Origin of the sequence: Pseudomonas sp. GXM4, from assembly GCF_008923895.1 — a bacterium.
Lineage (GTDB): Bacteria > Pseudomonadota > Gammaproteobacteria > Pseudomonadales > Pseudomonadaceae > Aquipseudomonas > Aquipseudomonas atacamensis.
On sequence record NZ_WBRZ01000112.1, the window covers coordinates 1 to 16,823 of the forward strand.

Annotated in this window: 11 protein-coding genes; 10 read left to right on the top strand and 1 reads right to left on the bottom strand. The window is 61.1% G+C overall.

The annotated features are described in order from the left end of the window. Window positions 1-130 precede the first annotated feature (130 nt). A complete protein-coding gene (locus tag F8N49_RS15335) occupies window positions 131-823 on the bottom strand; it encodes an aspartate/glutamate racemase family protein (protein WP_151551851.1) in 693 nt (230 codons plus the stop codon). Window positions 824-1,020: 197 nt separating this feature from the next. Between F8N49_RS15335 and F8N49_RS15340 the strand changes: the two genes are divergently transcribed. The 10 genes from F8N49_RS15340 to F8N49_RS15395 all read left to right on the top strand — a co-directional run bounded on the left by F8N49_RS15340 (window position 1,021) and on the right by F8N49_RS15395 (window position 16,819). Continuing rightward, window positions 1,021-1,512 carry a hypothetical protein gene (locus tag F8N49_RS15340; RefSeq protein WP_073474603.1) on the top strand — a complete coding sequence of 164 codons (492 nt, stop codon included), beginning with the start codon at window positions 1,021-1,023 and terminating at the stop codon, window positions 1,510-1,512. A gap of 232 nt (window positions 1,513-1,744) precedes the next feature. Continuing rightward, window positions 1,745-2,719: a hypothetical protein gene (locus F8N49_RS15350; protein WP_130929871.1), complete on the top strand. Its 975-nt coding sequence runs from the start codon at window positions 1,745-1,747 to the stop codon at window positions 2,717-2,719. A gap of 129 nt (window positions 2,720-2,848) precedes the next feature. Further along, on the top strand, window positions 2,849-3,526 hold the full coding sequence (locus F8N49_RS15355) for a DUF3313 domain-containing protein (protein WP_071172345.1): 678 nt from the start codon (window positions 2,849-2,851) through the stop codon (window positions 3,524-3,526). 289 nt (window positions 3,527-3,815) lie between these two features. Further along, a complete protein-coding gene (tpx, locus tag F8N49_RS15360) occupies window positions 3,816-4,316 on the top strand; it encodes a thiol peroxidase (RefSeq protein WP_016774621.1) in 501 nt (166 codons plus the stop codon). A 174-nt stretch (window positions 4,317-4,490) separates the two neighbouring features. Then, window positions 4,491-5,795, top strand: a complete 1,305-nt coding sequence (locus tag F8N49_RS15365; RefSeq protein ID WP_151551852.1) for an MdtA/MuxA family multidrug efflux RND transporter periplasmic adaptor subunit — start codon at window positions 4,491-4,493, stop codon at window positions 5,793-5,795. Further along, window positions 5,792-8,884, top strand: a complete 3,093-nt coding sequence (locus F8N49_RS15370; protein WP_041481000.1) for an MdtB/MuxB family multidrug efflux RND transporter permease subunit — start codon at window positions 5,792-5,794, stop codon at window positions 8,882-8,884. Before F8N49_RS15365 ends, F8N49_RS15370 begins: the two co-directional genes overlap by 4 nt. A gap of 112 nt (window positions 8,885-8,996) precedes the next feature. Continuing rightward, window positions 8,997-12,104 (top strand): efflux RND transporter permease subunit, encoded by a 3,108-nt coding sequence (locus F8N49_RS15375; RefSeq protein ID WP_071172349.1) that lies wholly within the window; start codon window positions 8,997-8,999, stop codon window positions 12,102-12,104. Next, window positions 12,101-13,570, top strand: coding sequence for an efflux transporter outer membrane subunit (locus tag F8N49_RS15380; protein WP_151551853.1), 1,470 nt, complete (start codon window positions 12,101-12,103; stop codon window positions 13,568-13,570). The genes F8N49_RS15375 and F8N49_RS15380 overlap by 4 nt, the downstream gene beginning before the upstream one ends. A gap of 301 nt (window positions 13,571-13,871) precedes the next feature. Beyond that, window positions 13,872-15,953, top strand: coding sequence for a bifunctional diguanylate cyclase/phosphodiesterase (locus F8N49_RS15390; RefSeq protein WP_130929875.1), 2,082 nt, complete (start codon window positions 13,872-13,874; stop codon window positions 15,951-15,953). Window positions 15,954-16,072: 119 nt separating this feature from the next. Beyond that, on the top strand, window positions 16,073-16,819 hold the full coding sequence (locus F8N49_RS15395; RefSeq protein WP_071172352.1) for an SDR family oxidoreductase: 747 nt from the start codon (window positions 16,073-16,075) through the stop codon (window positions 16,817-16,819). The last annotated feature ends 4 nt before the right edge of the window (window positions 16,820-16,823 follow it).

Sequence of the window (16,823 nt, forward strand, 5' to 3'; positions counted from 1 at the left end):
AGGGCCGGATTAAAATGTGGGAGCGAGCCTGCTCGCGAATGCAATCTGCCAGTCGACGCTTCAATGCGCGACGGGCAGTGGGTCGATACGTTGAGCATGGCCCGTCTACGCAATAGCCCGAAACCCTGAATCAGTCGCCCAGTGCGAACGCCACCGCCGACTGTGCATGCAGCTCGGTGGTGTCAAGCAGGGGCAGGGCGCTGTGTTCGGGTTTGATCAGCAGGCCGATTTCGGTGCAGCCGAGGATGATCGCCTGGGCGCCACGGGCGGTCAGGGATTCGATGACGCCTTGGTAGATTTCTCGCGATTGTTCGCTGATCACGCCCACGCAGAGTTCGTCGTAGATGATCCGGTGCACCTCTTTGCGCTCGGCATCATCCGGCACCAGTACGGTCAGGCCTTGGGCGATCAGACGCTGCTTGAGGAAGTCCTGCTCCATGGTGAACGCGGTGCCGAGCAACCCGACCGTGCGCGCGTCGATTTCCAATGCAGCTTGGGCGGCGGGTTCGGCGATGTGCAGGAACGGAATGCTGATCGCGGCCTGAATCTGCTCGGCGACCTTGTGCATGGTGTTGGTACACAGCACCACGCAATCGGCGCCGCCAGCTTCAAGCCTGCGTGCGGCATCCACCAGAATCGCCGCTGCATCGTCCCAGCGCCCGGCGTGCTGGGCCTGTTCGACCGGGCCGAAGTCGACGCTGAACATCAGCAACTGCGCCGAACGCAAAGGGCCGAGGCGCTCGCGGACCTGTTGGTTGATCAGGCGATAGTATTCGGCGCTGGACTCCCAGCTCATGCCGCCGATAAGGCCGATGGTGCGCATTGGATTTCCTCAAGCAAATGTCAGTGTCGAGCATTCAGGTCTGCCCGAAGTTACCTTCTGTTCGAGACTCGACGCCAGTACCGACTGACTGTACCGCCGATCTTTCGCGCAACTGTGCATCTGCAAGAACTAAACGTACGCCGCGCCGGGGATCTGCCACTATCACCCTTCGCAGGTCCTTTCCGAGGAACACCGCAATGAACGACGTACAGCAACTGGGCGAGATGCTTCGCCACTATGCCGAAAGCGAAGCGCACAAGAAGCAACTGTTCACCACCCAATCGGCCGCTTGGGCGGCTCGGATTGGCGCGCTGTTCGACCAGATCGAGCAATGGCTTGAACCGGTCAAGGCGCCGAATCTGCTGGAGGTGAGTCGCGAGGCGTATGTCGCGTCCGGCCCGAGCGTGCCGGTGGAGACCTCGACGTTCAAGACTGAGAAGTTGAGCATTGTGATTGCCGGCAAACCGGTGGAGTTTGTGCCGGATGTGATGGGCAGCGGCGGGCAGATTTCCCTGGCAGTGATGGGGCTGACGGCGGCGCGGTACGGGAGTATTTCCCTGGTTGGCCTGGCGGATGGTGCGTGGCAGTGGCGCAAGACCAATGGCTTGAAGGATCCGGATACGTTTGCGTTTGATGCGGATTTTCTGGCGCAGCAACTGCAGAGCCTGATTCCTCGCGATCGCACCTAGATTGGGACGCAGAGCGTCCCGGGCTGCATTCCCACGCAGAGCGTGGGAACGATCAAACACCGCTATCGCGAGCAGGCTCGCTCCTTGGGGGGGTGAGGCGAGTACCGGGGAAACCCTTAGGTCCGGTGCCAATCCGGCATTTTCCCTTGGGTCACTGATGGCCTTTTGGTAGAGTCGCCGTCGCCAGCGGGTTTTCGGCTGGACGATGGAACCGAAGAAGGGAGTCTTATCAGTGAGTCCGGGCAAAAAAATCCTCGGTCTCACGGCGTCGCTTTTGCTGCTGACGCTGTGGGCCAGTTACTTTTATGTATTCAAGGAAAACCGCGACGGCCAGCTCGGCGGCGTCGGCGAAAGCACCGCATGGTGCGGCACGCCACCGACCACGGAAGCGGCGTTGCTGGGCAAGGATCAACTGACCTTGCGCGTCACCAACAACCTGCGCGGCGAGTTCATGGTCGGCGGTTCGCTGGTGGTTTCCGAACGCACCTTCAACCGCTACGACCTGGGCCGCAACGAACTGCGCCTGCGTCTGGAACCGTTGCAGTGGTCTTTCGGCGTGACGCCGATCTTCCTCGAGCAGGTCAAGGTGCAGCCGCTGAGCCGCAACCTCTCGTCGACCAATAAAAGCGCCTTCGCCGAACTTGAGCCTCGCGCAATCGGCGTGCACGCTCAGACTGCCGCGTTCCCCTTCGATACCTATCGCTACGGCTACAAACCGGTGCTGTATTACCTCAAGGGCAGCGAGCGCATCGACTTGCGCTTCAAGAACATCACCACGCTGATGGAGATGTCCAACACCTTCACGCCGATCCAGAAGTACAACCGCGCCGACTACATCAACGAGAAAAACTCGATGATTCGCGATGAGGACTACAAGCCTTACGGCGCGCATGAGTGCGCGTTCAGCGTCGAGCGCAAAGGCTCGTTCAAGGTGGTGGTGCTGTTGCTTCTGCTGGTGCTGTGCCTGCCGCTGATGCTGGTGTTCTACCGCGATGAACCGGGGATCGACTTTCTCGCGACGCTGGTGGGAATTGCGGTGGTGCGTACATTGCTGATCGGGCCGGTGGAAGATTTCCAGCTATACAACATCGACTTCTTGTTTGGTGCGGCGATTCTGCTGGTGGGAACGGTATCACTGATCAAGGCGATGCGCGCCAATAGCCGGCGAGAGATGGCGTTGCGCAGTGGCGAGACATCGTCCTGGTAATACCGGTTGGCGAGGCACACGCGCTGTCGGATGTGAACTTTGCAATTGGCCATCGCATTTGCCGGGGTTTTGGCTATACCTGTATCTCCCCTATGCAAAATGTCTTGGCCTTCTCAAAGGAATTACAGCATGAAGCTAGCCGTCGTGATGGGCACGCTGTGCATTGCCACCCTTGGCGTGGTGGGTTGTTCCAGCAAAACCGTCGAGCCTGACCAGTATTCCGGCTTTCTCAAGGATTACAGCCAGTTGAAGGAGGCCAAGTCACCCTCTGGTGCCGAGGTGATGCGCTGGATGGACCCGAAACTCGACATCAATAAATTCACCAGCGTTTACGTAGAGCCAAGCCAGCTCTACCCGAAGCCGCAAGCCACCGAGAAAATCCCCCAGCAGACTCTCAATGGCATCACCAGCTATTACGATCAGGCGCTCAAGCGCGAACTCGGCAAATCGCTGCCGTTGGCCGCAGGTCCCGGGCCGGGCGTAATTGTGGTGCGTCCGGCGATTACCGCAGTCAGCAGCAAGACCGAAGGCCTGCAAGTCTATGAAGTGATCCCGATCGCACTGGTCGCCGCAGCGGTAAGTACGGCCTCTGGCATCCGCGACCAGGAAACCACGCTGGCCACCGAAGCGGTATTCATGGACGGCGCGACCAATCATGTCATCGCGCAGGTAGTGCGCAAAGGTACCGGCAAACCGCTGGAAAACTCTTCCCAGGTGATGAAAGCCGACGACATGAAAGCGGTGATCGATGGCTGGGCAAGCGATCTGCATCAGTCGTATCTGAAACTCAAATCTGAAGCCAAATGATGCAGTAAGGCCGGTTGCCTTTTCGCGAGCAGGCTCGCTGCCACACTGGACTCGTATTCAGTATGGGAGTGAGCCTGCTCGCATTTCGCTGTATCAGTTTCGAATGTGCTGCCTGACACAACGCTTTTGCTAGCGGGCTCACCCCCTACAGGGAAGCTGCGGTGGGTTGTATACAATGTCACCGCTCAGCACCCAACAATTTCAAACAGGGCATAGGTCGTCAGCCGATTTCGTGGTTAACTTCCGCCTCTTGCATGCTTTCCAATCAAAAAACAGAAGGACTCAAGTCATGGCTCAAGTCACCCTCAAAGGCAATCCGGTTCAAGTCAACGGCCAGTTGCCACAAGCCGGTTCCAAGGCGCCAGCCTTTTCCCTGGTAGCCGGCAATCTGTCCGACGTCACCCTGAAAGACTTCGCCGGCAAGCGCAAAGTCCTCAACATCTTCCCAAGCGTCGACACCCCGACCTGCGCCACCTCCGTGCGCAAGTTCAACGCCCAGGCCAACGACATCAGCAACACCGTGGTGCTGTGCATCTCCGCTGACCTGCCATTCGCCCAGGCGCGCTTCTGCGGCGCTGAAGGCCTGGAAAACGTACAGAACCTGTCGACCCTGCGCGGCAGCGAGTTCATTGAAAACTATGGCGTGGCCATTGCTGACGGCCCGCTGAAAGGCCTGACCGCGCGCGCTGTTGTGGTGCTGGACGAAAACGACACCGTCCTGCACAGCGAACTGGTCAAGGAAATCGCTGAGGAGCCTAACTACGAAGCGGCACTGTCCGTTCTCAAGTAAGGCTTTTACAATTGTTAACGGCCTGGCCCTGTCCAGGCCGTTTTCATTTGTGTATCAGGGTTTTGCCTCACACCTTGAAACGTAAGTGGAAGGTAAATTGCCGGTAAAGCTGCTTTGCTTAAATCCACTCAGTGCTTATCGTTCAGCCTCCCGTAATAGAAGCCCACGCGCCCAATGGTCAATAACTCCATGCAATCGTCCCCCCGCAAATCCCGTCGCTGGCTGATCAGCCTGCTGGTCCTGTTGGTCATCGCTGTCCTGTGCTGGAAATTCTGGCCCGCCGGCTCTGCTAACAAGGCGGGCGGCGACAAAGCGGCCGCTGGGCATACCGGGCGCTCGGGAATGATGCGGCCGGGCTTCGGCGGCGGTACCGGGCCGATTCCGGTGCGTGTGGCGCCGGCGGTGAAGGGCGACTTCCCGCTGTATTACAAGGCACTGGGCACGGTCACCGCGCTCAATACCATCAACGTGCGCAGCCGCGTGGGCGGCGAACTGGTAAAGATTCATTTCGAAGAAGGGCAGATGGTCAAGGCGGGCGACCTGTTGGCCGAGATCGATCCGCGTCCTTACCAGAATGCTTTGCTCCAGGCCGAAGGCACGCTGCTGCAGAATCAGGCGCAACTGAAAAACGCCCAGGTCGACGTCGAGCGTTATCGTGGGCTGTATAAAGAAGACAGCATCGCCAAACAGACCCTCGACACCGCCGAAGCGCTGGTCGGCCAATACTTGGGCACGGTCAAGACCAATCAGGCGGCGGTCAACGATGCCAAGCTCAATCTCGAATTCACCAAGATTCGCGCGCCGATTGCCGGTCGCGTCGGTCTGCGTCAGGTCGACGTCGGCAACCTCGTCGCCGCCAACGACACCACGTTCCTCGCGGTGATCACCCAGACACAACCGATCAGCGTGGCCTTCACCTTGCCGGAGAACAGCCTCGACACCGTGCTGGCTCGTTACCGCAGCGGCGCCAAGTTGCCTGCCGAAGCGTGGGATCGCGGCGACACCAAGCTGCAAGCCACTGGCGTGCTGCAAAGCCTCGACAACCAGATCGACGTCGCTACCGGCACTCTGAAATTCAAGGCCCGTTACGATAACCGCGACCAGTCGCTGTTCCCCAACCAGTTTGTCAACGTTCACTTGCTGGCCGACACGCTCAAAGGTGTAGTGCTGGCGCCGTCGGCTGCGATCCAGTTCGGCACCAATGGCACCTTTGTCTATGCGCTGGACGGCGACAAGAAAGTCACCATTCGCCAACTGAAAATCGGTGCCAGCGACGGTGACAACACCGTGGTCACCGAAGGCCTCGCCGCGGGTGATCGCGTGGTGCTCGAAGGCACCGATCGCCTGAAGGAGGGCAGCGAAGTCGAAGTGGTCAATGACAGCAGCGAAGTGCCGACCTCGCCGACCGAACACCTGCAAGGCAAATCTGCCGCCAATCCCGATGCGACCACAGCCGATAAGGCCAAGAAGGGCGCATGAACATTTCGCGGCTGTTCATCCTCCGTCCGGTAGCCACCACCCTGAGCATGCTGGCCATTGTCCTGGCCGGCCTGATCGCTTATCGCCTGCTGCCGGTTTCGGCCTTGCCGCAGGTCGATTACCCGACCATCCGCGTCATGACCCTGTACCCCGGCGCCAGTCCGGACGTGATGACCAGCGCCGTCACCGCGCCGCTTGAACGCCAGTTCGGGCAGATGCCGGGCCTGACGCAAATGGCCTCGACCAGCTCCGGCGGCGCTTCGGTGCTGACCCTGCGTTTCAGCCTCGACATCAACATGGACGTCGCCGAACAGCAGGTGCAGGCCGCGATCAACGCCGCGACCAACCTGCTGCCCACCGACCTGCCGGCGCCGCCGGTGTACAACAAGGTCAACCCGGCGGACACCCCGGTGCTGACCCTGGCCATCACTTCGAAAACCATGCTGCTGCCCAAGCTCAATGACTTGGTCGATACGCGCATGGCGCAGAAGATCGCCCAGATCAGCGGTGTCGGCATGGTCAGCATCGCTGGTGGCCAGCGTCAGGCCGTGAGGATCAAGGTCAACCCCGAAGCGCTCGCGGCCAACAGCCTTAACCTGTCGGACGTGCGCACGCTGATTGGCGCCTCCAACGTCAACCAGCCGAAAGGCAACTTCGATGGCCCGACCCGGGTGTCGATGCTCGATGCCAACGACCAACTGACCTCGCCCGAGGACTACGCGAATCTGATCCTGACCTACAAGAACGGCGCGCCGTTGCGGCTCAAGGACGTCGCGGAAATCGTCGATGGCGCCGAGAACGAGCGTCTGGCCGCGTGGGCCAACCAGAATCAGGCGGTGCTGCTGAACATCCAGCGTCAGCCGGGCGCCAACGTTATCGAAGTGGTCGACCGCATCAAGGCCTTGCTGCCGAGCATCACCGACAACCTGCCGGCCGGCCTCGACGTCACGGTGCTGACGGATCGCACCCAGACCATCCGTGCCTCGGTCACCGACGTGCAACACGAACTGCTGATCGCCATCGCGCTGGTGGTCATGGTCACGTTCCTGTTTCTGCGCCGCGCCAGTGCGACGATCATTCCCTCGGTTGCCGTGCCGCTGTCGCTGATCGGCACCTTTGGCGTGATGTACCTCGCCGGTTTCTCGGTGAACAACCTGACGTTGATGGCGCTGACCATTGCCACCGGCTTCGTGGTCGACGATGCCATCGTCATGCTCGAGAACATTTCGCGCTTCATCGAAGAGGGTGACAGCCCGATGCAGGCCGCGCTCAAGGGCGCGAAACAGATCGGCTTCACCCTGATTTCCCTGACCCTGTCGCTGATCGCCGTCCTGATTCCGCTGCTGTTCATGGCCGACGTGGTGGGGCGCCTGTTCCGCGAATTCGCCATCACCCTGGCGGTGGCGATCCTGATTTCCCTGGTGGTGTCGCTGACCCTGACGCCGATGATGTGCGCGCGCCTGCTCAAGCGTGAACCGCAGGAGCACGAGCAAGGCCGTTTCTACCGCGCCAGCGGTGCGTTCATCGACTGGATGATCAAGGAATACGGGCGGATGCTGCGCTGGGTGCTCAAGCATCAGCCGCTGACCTTGCTGGTCGCCATCGGCACACTGGCGTTGACCGTGTTCCTGTACGTGATCGTGCCGAAGGGTTTCTTTCCGGTGCAGGACACCGGCGTGATTCAGGGCATTTCCGAAGCGCCGCAGTCGATCTCCTTCGCGGCGATGGGCGAGCGGCAGCAGCAACTGGCGAAGATCATTCTCGAAGATCCGGCGGTGCAGAGCCTGTCGTCCTACATTGGCGTCGACGGCGACAACGCCACGCTCAACAGCGGCCGCTTGCTGATCAACCTCAAGCCCCACGGCGAGCGCGATCTGACGGCCAGCGAAGTGATCGCGCGCCTGCAACCGCAACTGGACAAACTGGTCGGCATCCGGCTGTTCATGCAGCCGGTGCAGGACCTGACCATCGAGGATCGGGTCAGCCGCACGCAGTATCAGTTCAGCATGTCTTCGCCGGACTCCGAATTGCTCAGCCAGTGGAGCGGGCGTCTGGTCGAAGCCCTGGCGCAGCGTCCGGAGTTGACCGACGTGGCCAGTGATCTGCAGGACAAAGGCTTGCAGGTCTATCTGGTGATCGACCGCGACGCCGCATCGCGCCTTGGCGTGTCGGTGGCGAATATCACCGATGCGCTGTACGACGCGTTCGGCCAGCGGCAGATTTCGACCATTTACACCCAGGCCAGCCAGTACCGCGTGGTGCTGCAAGCCCAGGCCGGGGAGAAGATCGGCCCGCAGGCGCTGGATCAGATTCACGTCAAGACCACCGACGGTGCGCAGGTACGCCTGTCGAGTCTGGCGCATGTTGAAGAGCGTCAGGCGCAATTGGCGATCACCCACATCGGACAGTTCCCGGCGGTGATGATGTCGTTCAACCTCGCGCCGGGCGTGGCGTTGGGGCATGCCGTGGACATCATCGAGCAGGTGCAGCAGGACATCGGCATGCCGGTCGGCGTGCAGACTCAGTTCCAGGGCGCGGCGCAAGCGTTCCAGGCTTCGCTGTCGAGTACCTTGCTGCTGATTCTGGCGGCGGTGGTGACCATGTACATCGTCCTTGGCGTGCTCTACGAGAGCTACATCCACCCGATCACCATTCTTTCGACCTTGCCGTCGGCAGCGGTCGGCGCCTTGCTGGCGTTGCTGCTCAGTGGCAACGATTTGGGCATGATCGCGATCATCGGCATCATCCTGCTGATCGGTATCGTCAAGAAGAACGCGATCATGATGATCGACTTCGCCCTCGACGCTGAACGCACCCAGGGCATGGCCCCGGCGGAGGCGATCTATCAAGCGGCGTTGCTGCGCTTCCGGCCGATTCTGATGACCACGCTGGCGGCGTTGTTCGGCGCGGTGCCGCTGATGCTGGCCACGGGGTCTGGCGCGGAACTGCGTCAGCCGTTGGGTCTGGTGATGGTCGGCGGTTTGCTGGTGAGCCAGGTGTTGACGCTGTTCACCACGCCGGTGATTTACCTGGCTTTTGATCGGTTGGGGCGGCGTTGGACCAAGCCTGTCGCGGGAGAGGTGGTGTGAGCGGCGTGGTGAAAGCAGCTTCAAGCTGCAAGCTTCAAGCTGCAAGAAAACAGCAGCCTGCGCGCGCAGGAACAGCTTGTAGCTCGCAGCTTGCAGCTTGGAGCTCGACGCTATGAACCTCTCCGGACCTTTCATCAAACGCCCCGTGGCAACCATGCTGCTCTCGCTGGCCATCATGTTGCTCGGCGGGGTCAGCTTCGGTCTGTTGCCGGTATCGCCGCTGCCGCAGATGGATTTCCCGGTGATCGTGGTTCAGGCCAGTCTGCCGGGCGCTAGTCCCGAGGTTATGGCTTCAACGGTGGCCACGCCGCTGGAGCGTTCGTTCGGTGCGATTGCCGGCGTCAACACCATGAGCAGCCGCTCCAGTCAGGGTTCGACGCGGGTGATTCTGCAATTTGACCTCGACCGCGACATCAACGGCGCGGCGCGGGAAGTGCAGGCGGCGATCAACGCCTCGCGCAATCTGCTGCCGAGCGGGATGCGCAGCATGCCGACCTATAAAAAGGTCAACCCGTCGCAGGCGCCGATCATGGTGCTGTCGCTGACTTCGGATGTGCTGGAAAAAGGCCAGCTCTACGATCTGGCCTCGACCATCCTCTCGCAAAGCCTGTCGCAAGTGCAGGGCGTTGGTGAAGTGCAGATCGGTGGCAGTTCGCTGCCGGCGGTGCGCATCGAACTCGAGCCGCAGGCGCTGAACCAGTACGGCGTGGCCCTCGACGATGTGCGCAAGACCATTGCCGACGCTAACGTACGGCGGCCCAAGGGTTCGGTCGAGGACGGCGAGCGCTTGTGGCAGATCCAGGCCAACGACCAGTTGGAGAAAGCCAAGGATTATGAGTCGCTGATCATTCACTACGCCGACGGCGCCGCATTGCGTCTCAAGGATGTGGCGAAAGTCAGCGATGGCGTCGAAGACCGTTACAACAGCGGTTTCTTCAACGACGACGCGGCGGTATTGCTGGTGATCAACCGTCAGGCCGGCGCCAACATCATCGAGACGGTCAACGAGATCAAGGCGCAGTTGCCCGCGCTGCAAGCGGTGCTGCCGGCCAGCGTCAAACTCAATCTGGCCATGGATCGCTCGCCGGTGATCAAGGCCACGCTGCACGAAGCCGAGATGACCTTGCTGATCGCCGTCGCCCTGGTGGTGCTGGTGGTGTACCTGTTTCTCGGTAACTTCCGCGCCTCGCTGATCCCGACCCTGGCGGTGCCGGTGTCACTGGTCGGTACTTTCGCGGTGATGTACCTGTACGGGTTCTCGCTGAACAACCTGTCGCTGATGGCGCTGATTCTCGCCACAGGTCTGGTGGTGGACGACGCCATCGTGGTGCTGGAAAACATTTCCCGGCACATCGACGAAGGCGTCAAGCCGATGCAGGCTGCGTACCTCGGGGCCAAGGAGGTCGGCTTTACCCTGCTGTCGATGAACGTCTCGCTGGTGGCGGTGTTCCTGTCGATCCTGTTCATGGGCGGGTTGGTCGAAAGCCTGTTCCGCGAATTTTCCATCACCCTGGCGGCGGCAATCGTGGTGTCGCTGGTGGTTTCCCTGACGCTGACACCGATGCTCTGCGCGCGCTGGCTCAAGCCGCACACCCCGGGCCAGGAAAACCGCTTGCAACGCTGGAGCCACAAGACCAACGACTGGATGGTCGGCAAATACGCCACCAGCCTCGACTGGGTATTGCGTCATCGCCGTCTTACCTTGTTCAGTCTGCTGCTCACCGTTGGTGTCAACATTGCGCTGTATGTGGTGGTGCCGAAAACCTTCCTGCCGCAGCAGGACACCGGCCAGTTGATCGGTTTCGTGCGTGGCGACGACGGTCTGTCCTTCAACGTCATGCAGCCGAAAATGGAAACCTTCCGCCGCGCCGTGCTCAAGGATGAAGCGGTGGAAAGCGTGGCCGGGTTCATTGGCGGCAACAACGGCACCAACAATGCCTTCATGATCGTGCGCCTGAAACCGATCAAGGAGCGCCAGCTTTCAGCGCAGAAGGTCATAGAACGCCTGCGCAAGGAAATGCCCAAGGTGCCAGGGGCGCAGTTGATGCTGATGGCCGACCAGGATCTGCAGTTTGGTGGCGGCCGCGAGCAGACCAGTTCGCAATACACCTACATCCTGCAAAGCGGCGACCTCGCCGAGCTGCGCAAGTGGTTCCCGAAAGTGGTCACCGCGTTGCGTGCCTTGCCCGAGCTGACCGCCATCGATGCCCGCGAAGGTGCCGGGGCGCAGCAGGTGACGCTGATTGTCGATCGTGATCAGGCGAAACGCCTGGGGGTCGACATGAACATGGTCACCGCCGTGCTTAACAACGCCTATAGCCAGCGGCAGATTTCGACGATCTACGACAGCCTCAACCAGTATCAGGTGGTGATGGAGGTCAATCCGAAATACGCCCAGGATCCGGTGACGCTCAAGCAGGTCGAGGTGATTACCGCTGACGGTGCGAGGGTGCCGCTGTCGACATTCGCCCATTACGAAAACAGCCTGGAAAACGACCGGGTCAGTCATGAAGGCCAGTTCGCGTCCGAAAGCATTTCCTTTGACATGGCCGAAGGCGTGACCGTAGAGCAGGGCAGTGCCGCCATTGAACGGGCGATCGCCAAGGTCGGCCTGCCGGAGGATGTGATCGCGAAAATGGCCGGCACCGCTGACGCCTTCGCGGCCACGCAGAAGAGCCAGCCGTTCATGATCCTCGGTGCGTTGCTGGCCGTGTATCTGGTGCTCGGCGTGCTGTATGAAAGCTACATCCACCCGCTGACCATTCTTTCGACCTTGCCCTCGGCCGGGGTTGGCGCGTTGCTGTCGATCTATGCACTGGGGGGCGAGTTCAGCCTGATTTCCCTGCTGGGGATATTCCTGCTGATCGGCGTGGTGAAAAAGAACGCCATTCTGATGATCGATCTGGCGCTGCAATTGGAGCGTCATCAGGGCCTGTCGCCGCTGGAGTCGATCCGCAGCGCCTGCCTGCAACGCCTGCGACCGATTCTGATGACCACGCTGGCCGCGATCCTCGGCGCCTTGCCGTTGCTGCTCGGCCGTGCCGAGGGTGCGGAAATGCGCCAGCCGCTGGGCCTGACCATCATTGGCGGCCTGGTGTTCAGCCAGGTCCTGACCCTTTACACCACCCCGGTGGTTTACCTTTATCTCGACAAGCTGCGCCATCGCTTCAACAAATGGCGTGGCGTGCGCACTGATGCCGCTCTGGAAACTCCGCTATGACTGACCGTTCGCTTCTCCAATTGGCCACCGTCCGCGGCTCGCGCCTGTTGAGCCTGTCACTGTGCGTGGCGCTGCTCAGCGCTTGCGCGGTCGGCCCGGACTATCAGCGCCCGCAAACTGCCGAAATCGCTCAGTTCAAGGAAGCCGAAGGCTGGCGTCAGGCCAACCCAAGCGACTCGCTGGCCCGTGACGCCTGGTGGGAGTTGTACGGCGACCAACAGCTCAACGCCTTGATCGAAAAACTCAACAGCTCCAACCAGACCGTCGCCCAGTCTGAAGCGCAGTTTCGTCAGGCGCAGGCTTTGGTGCGCAGTGCACGCGGGGCGTTTTACCCCAGCGTCGACCTGAGTCTGGGCAAGAACCGCTCCAGTCAGGGCACCGGCAGCAGCAGTTCGAGCCTGAGCAGTTCCTCAAGCGGTATTCGTGATACCTACACCGCGCAACTGGGCGTCAGTTGGGAAGCCGATGTCTGGGGCAAGCTGCGCCGTGGGCTGGAGGCGGATGAGGCCAACGCCCAGGCGAGTTTTGCCGATCTGGCAGCGATGCGTCTGAGTCAGCAATCGGAGCTGGTGCAGAACTACCTGCAACTGCGCGTGATCGATCAGCAGAAGCGTTTGCTTGAGGCCACCGTTGCCGCTTATGAGCGTTCGCTGAAGATGACCCAGAACCAGTACCGCGCCGGGGTTTCCGGGCGCGATGCGGTGGCGCAGGCGCAAACCCAGTTGAAAAGCACCCAGGCCGATCTCGTCGACCTGATCTGGCAGCGCGCACAGTTTGAAAACGCTATTGCCGTCCTGACCGGCGAAGCACCGGCCAACTTCAGCATTGCCGAAAGCCAGAGCATCCCGAATCTGCCGCAGGTACCGCTGAGCTTGCCTTCACAACTGCTGGAACGCCGTCCTGACATCGCTTCAGCCGAACGCTCGGTGATTGCCGCCAATGCCAACATCGGCGTGGCGAAAGCCGCGTATTACCCGGACCTGACCCTGAGCCTGAGCGGCGGCTACAGCAGCAGTACCTCGAAAAACCTGATCAGCCTGCCGAACCGTTTCTGGTCGGTCGGCCCGCAGCTTTCTTTGCCGCTGTTCGACGGTGGCATTCGTTCGGCCGAGGTCGACCGCAGCGAGGCGGCCTATGACGAAACCGTCGCGCGCTACCGCCAGACCGTGCTCGACGGTTTCCGCGAAGTGGAAAACTACCTGGTCCAGCTCAAGGTGTATGAAGACGAAGCGGCGGTACGCCAGGAAGCGCTGGATGCCGCTCGCGATTCCCTGCGCCTGACGGAAAACCAGTACAAGGCCGGGCTGATTGCCTATATCGATGTGGTAGTGGTGCAGGCCACGGCGCTGAGTAACGAACGTAGTGTGCTGAATATTCTGCAGAGTCGATTGATTGCCAGCGTGCAACTGATCGCCGCACTGGGCGGCGGCTGGGACGGCCAACTGGACGTCAGCGACAACCGCTGAACCTGTGGGAGCGAGCTTGCTCGCGAAAGCGGTGGGTCAGTCGAGTGAGATGGTGGCTGTGCCGACGCCTTCGCGAGCAGGCTCGCTCCCACAGGGATTTGTGGCCGGCGTGAGATCGCTTTCACAAGTTGTGCTTAAAGCCCACCGCAGAGCCTTGTAGGACGATCGAACAAGCGTTTCATCGGCTTGATGGCATTTTGGTTACTTTGTCAGTGCGTTATTTCGCGCAATCAGTACAATCGCCGCATTTGCCCGACCGAGAATGGAAGCAGTACGGTTTCGGCTTGTCACGAGAACGTCCATGCTCATCGGCAGCTACTCCTTCACCCTGGTTTTCATTTCGTTGTGCGTGGCCATTCTGGCTTCCTACACGGCACTCGACCTGACTGGGCGCATCGCCACGGCGAAAGGCCGGGCCGTGCATTTCTGGACGGCGGGCGGGGCGTTGGCGATGGGCGTTGGCGTCTGGTCGATGCACTTCATAGGCATGCTCGCCTTCAAATTGCCGATCGACCTGGGCTATGACTTCGCCCTCACTGCGCTGTCGCTGCTGATCGCGGTGCTGTCCTGCGGTTTCGCCTTGTGGCTGGTCAGCCAGCCGAAGCTGCCCCTGGCGCAACTGGCCTTCGGTGCGTTGATCATGGGGGCGGGCATCAGCGCCATGCATTACACCGGTATGGCCGCGCTGCGCATGACCCCGGGCATCGATTACGACCCGACATTGTTCAGCGCCTCCCTGCTGATTGCCGTCGGCGCCTCGGCAGCGGCGTTGTGGATTGCCTTTCGCCTGCGCCAGCAATCGCCCTATGTGCGGCTGATTCGTGCCGGCGCGGCGGTGATCATGGGTGTGGCGATTGTTGGCATGCATTACACCGGCATGGCGGCGGCGCAGTTTCCTGACGGCAGTTTCTGCGGCGCGACACTCAATGGCTTGAAGGGCAATGGCCTCGACAGTCTGGTCGTGGTCACCACGCTGGCGGTGTTGTCGATTGCCCTGTTGACCTCGATTCTCGATGCCCGCCTCGAAGCGCGCACGGCTGATCTGGCGCACTCGCTGACGGTGGCCAACCGCGAGCTCACCCAACTGGCCTTGCACGATCCGCTGACCAGTCTGCCCAACCGCATGCTGCTCGACGACCGCATCAATCAGGCGATCAAAAAGGTGCAAGAGCAGGGTGGCTGCTTCGCCTTGATGTTCATCGACCTCGACGGCTTCAAACCGGTCAACGACGCATTCGGCCATCACATGGGCGACCAATTGCTGCGCGAGGTCGGCGCGCGTCTGCGTGAAGACTTGCGCAGCCAGGACACGCTGGCGCGGATCGGTGGCGATGAATTCGTTTTGCTGGTGCGCTTGAGCGAGCCCAATGACGCCTTGAGCCTGGCCGCGCGTCAGGTCGGCCTGATCGGTCGCACGTTCCGCGTCGCCGAGCATGATCTGCAGATTTCCGCCAGTGTCGGCATTGCCCTGTATCCGGGCAACGGCGCCAACGCCCAGGAACTGCTGATGAACGCCGACGCCGCGATGTACCACGCCAAGGGTGGCGGCAAGAACGGCTACAGCTTCTTCGATGCGTCGATGAACACCAACGCGCGCAAACAACTGCAACTGTTGCAGGACCTGCGCGCGGCCATCGAGCACAACCAGTTCTGCCTGCATTACCAGCCCAAATTCGACGCCGCCAACGGTCGCCCCGTCGGTGCCGAAGCGCTGCTGCGCTGGAAGCATCCGCTGCATGGCATGTTGATGCCGGACAAGTTCATTGATCTGGCGGAGAAAACCGGGCTGATCATTCCAATGGGTGAATGGGTGCTCAACGAAGCCTGCCGGCAGATGCGCGAATGGTACGTGCTCGGTTACACCGACTGGCGCATTGCCGTGAACCTCTCGGCTTTGCAGTTCTGCCATGCCGGGCTGGTGCAAAGCGTGGCCAAGGCGCTGGCGACCCACCATTTGCCGGCCAACAGCCTGACCCTGGAAATCACTGAAACCACAGCGATGAGCGACGCTGACGCGAGCATGACCGTCCTGCAAGAGCTGTCGGACATGGGCGTCGACCTGTCGATCGACGACTTCGGCACCGGTTATTCCAGCCTGATGTACCTCAAGCGCCTGCCGGCCAATGAGCTGAAGATCGACCGTGGTTTCGTCCGTGATCTGGAGCACGACAGCGATGATGCGGCGATCGTCTCGGCGATTGTTGCGCTGGGGCAGGCCCTGGATCTGCGGATTGTCGCCGAGGGTGTCGAGACCGGCGCGCAACAGGATTTTCTGACCAAACTGGGCTGTGACTCGCTGCAGGGCTATCTGCTCGGCCATCCGATGCCGGCGGAGCGCTTCATGCAGGACATCGTGCGTGGGCAACGGCTGGCGGTGGTCTGAGAGACCCTGTGGGAGCGAGCTTGTTCGCGAAGGCGCCCGAATAGGCGCCACATGCAAAACCCGCCAATCGCAGTTATTCTTCCCCCGACTGTTACGTGTGCACGTGGGGGAAGGCCAGCATGGATAAAGTCATTGTCATCACCGGTGGCGGGCGCGGAATCGGCGCGGCTACGGCATTGTTGGCAGCCGAACAGGGCTACCGGATCTGCATCAACTACCAGTCGGATGAGCAAGCCGCACACAGCGTACTCGAGCAGGTTCGCGCCTTGGGCGCGCAGGCCATCGCGGTCCGCGCCGATGTCAGCATCGAAGACGAAGTGATCGCGATGTTTCAGCGCGTCGACACCGAACTGGGCCGGGTCACCGCGCTGGTCAACAACGCCGGCACCGTCGGGCAGAAGTCGCGAGTCGATGAAATGTCCGAATTCCGCATCCTCAAAATCATGAAAACCAACGTGCTGGCGCCGATCCTCTGCGCCAAGCACGCGATCCTGCGCATGTCGCCCAAACATGGCGGGCAGGGCGGCAGCATCGTCAACGTCTCCTCAGTCGCGGCACGCCTCGGTTCGCCGAACGAGTACGTTGATTACGCCGCATCCAAAGGCGCGCTCGACACCTTCACTATCGGTCTGTCGAAAGAAGTGGCGGGCGAGGGCATTCGCGTCAACGCCGTGCGTCCGGGTTACATCTACACCGACTTCCATGCGCTGAGCGGCGACCCGGATCGGGTCAGCAAGCTCGAATCGGCGATTCCCATGGCCCGGGGCGGGCGGCCGGATGAAGTGGCGGAGGCGATTGTCTGGCTGCTGTCGGACAAGGCTTCGTATGCGACCGGGACGTTTGTTGATTTGGGGGGCGGGCGGTAGGGCC

What these genes read in the sequence shown, in the direction of transcription:
- F8N49_RS15365 (WP_151551852.1), top strand. Translation starts at nt 4,491, where the DNA reads ATGGTCAATAACTCCATGCAATCGTCCCCCCGCAAATCCCGTCGCTGG.
- F8N49_RS15340 (WP_073474603.1), top strand. Translation starts at nt 1,021, where the DNA reads ATGAACGACGTACAGCAACTGGGCGAGATGCTTCGCCACTATGCCGAA.
- F8N49_RS15370 (WP_041481000.1), top strand. Translation starts at nt 5,792, where the DNA reads ATGAACATTTCGCGGCTGTTCATCCTCCGTCCGGTAGCCACCACCCTG.
- F8N49_RS15335 (WP_151551851.1), bottom strand. Translation starts at nt 823, where the DNA reads ATGCGCACCATCGGCCTTATCGGCGGCATGAGCTGGGAGTCCAGCGCC.
- F8N49_RS15355 (WP_071172345.1), top strand. Translation starts at nt 2,849, where the DNA reads ATGAAGCTAGCCGTCGTGATGGGCACGCTGTGCATTGCCACCCTTGGC.
- tpx (WP_016774621.1), top strand. Translation starts at nt 3,816, where the DNA reads ATGGCTCAAGTCACCCTCAAAGGCAATCCGGTTCAAGTCAACGGCCAG.
- F8N49_RS15390 (WP_130929875.1), top strand. Translation starts at nt 13,872, where the DNA reads ATGCTCATCGGCAGCTACTCCTTCACCCTGGTTTTCATTTCGTTGTGC.
- F8N49_RS15375 (WP_071172349.1), top strand. Translation starts at nt 8,997, where the DNA reads ATGAACCTCTCCGGACCTTTCATCAAACGCCCCGTGGCAACCATGCTG.
- F8N49_RS15380 (WP_151551853.1), top strand. Translation starts at nt 12,101, where the DNA reads ATGACTGACCGTTCGCTTCTCCAATTGGCCACCGTCCGCGGCTCGCGC.
- F8N49_RS15395 (WP_071172352.1), top strand. Translation starts at nt 16,073, where the DNA reads ATGGATAAAGTCATTGTCATCACCGGTGGCGGGCGCGGAATCGGCGCG.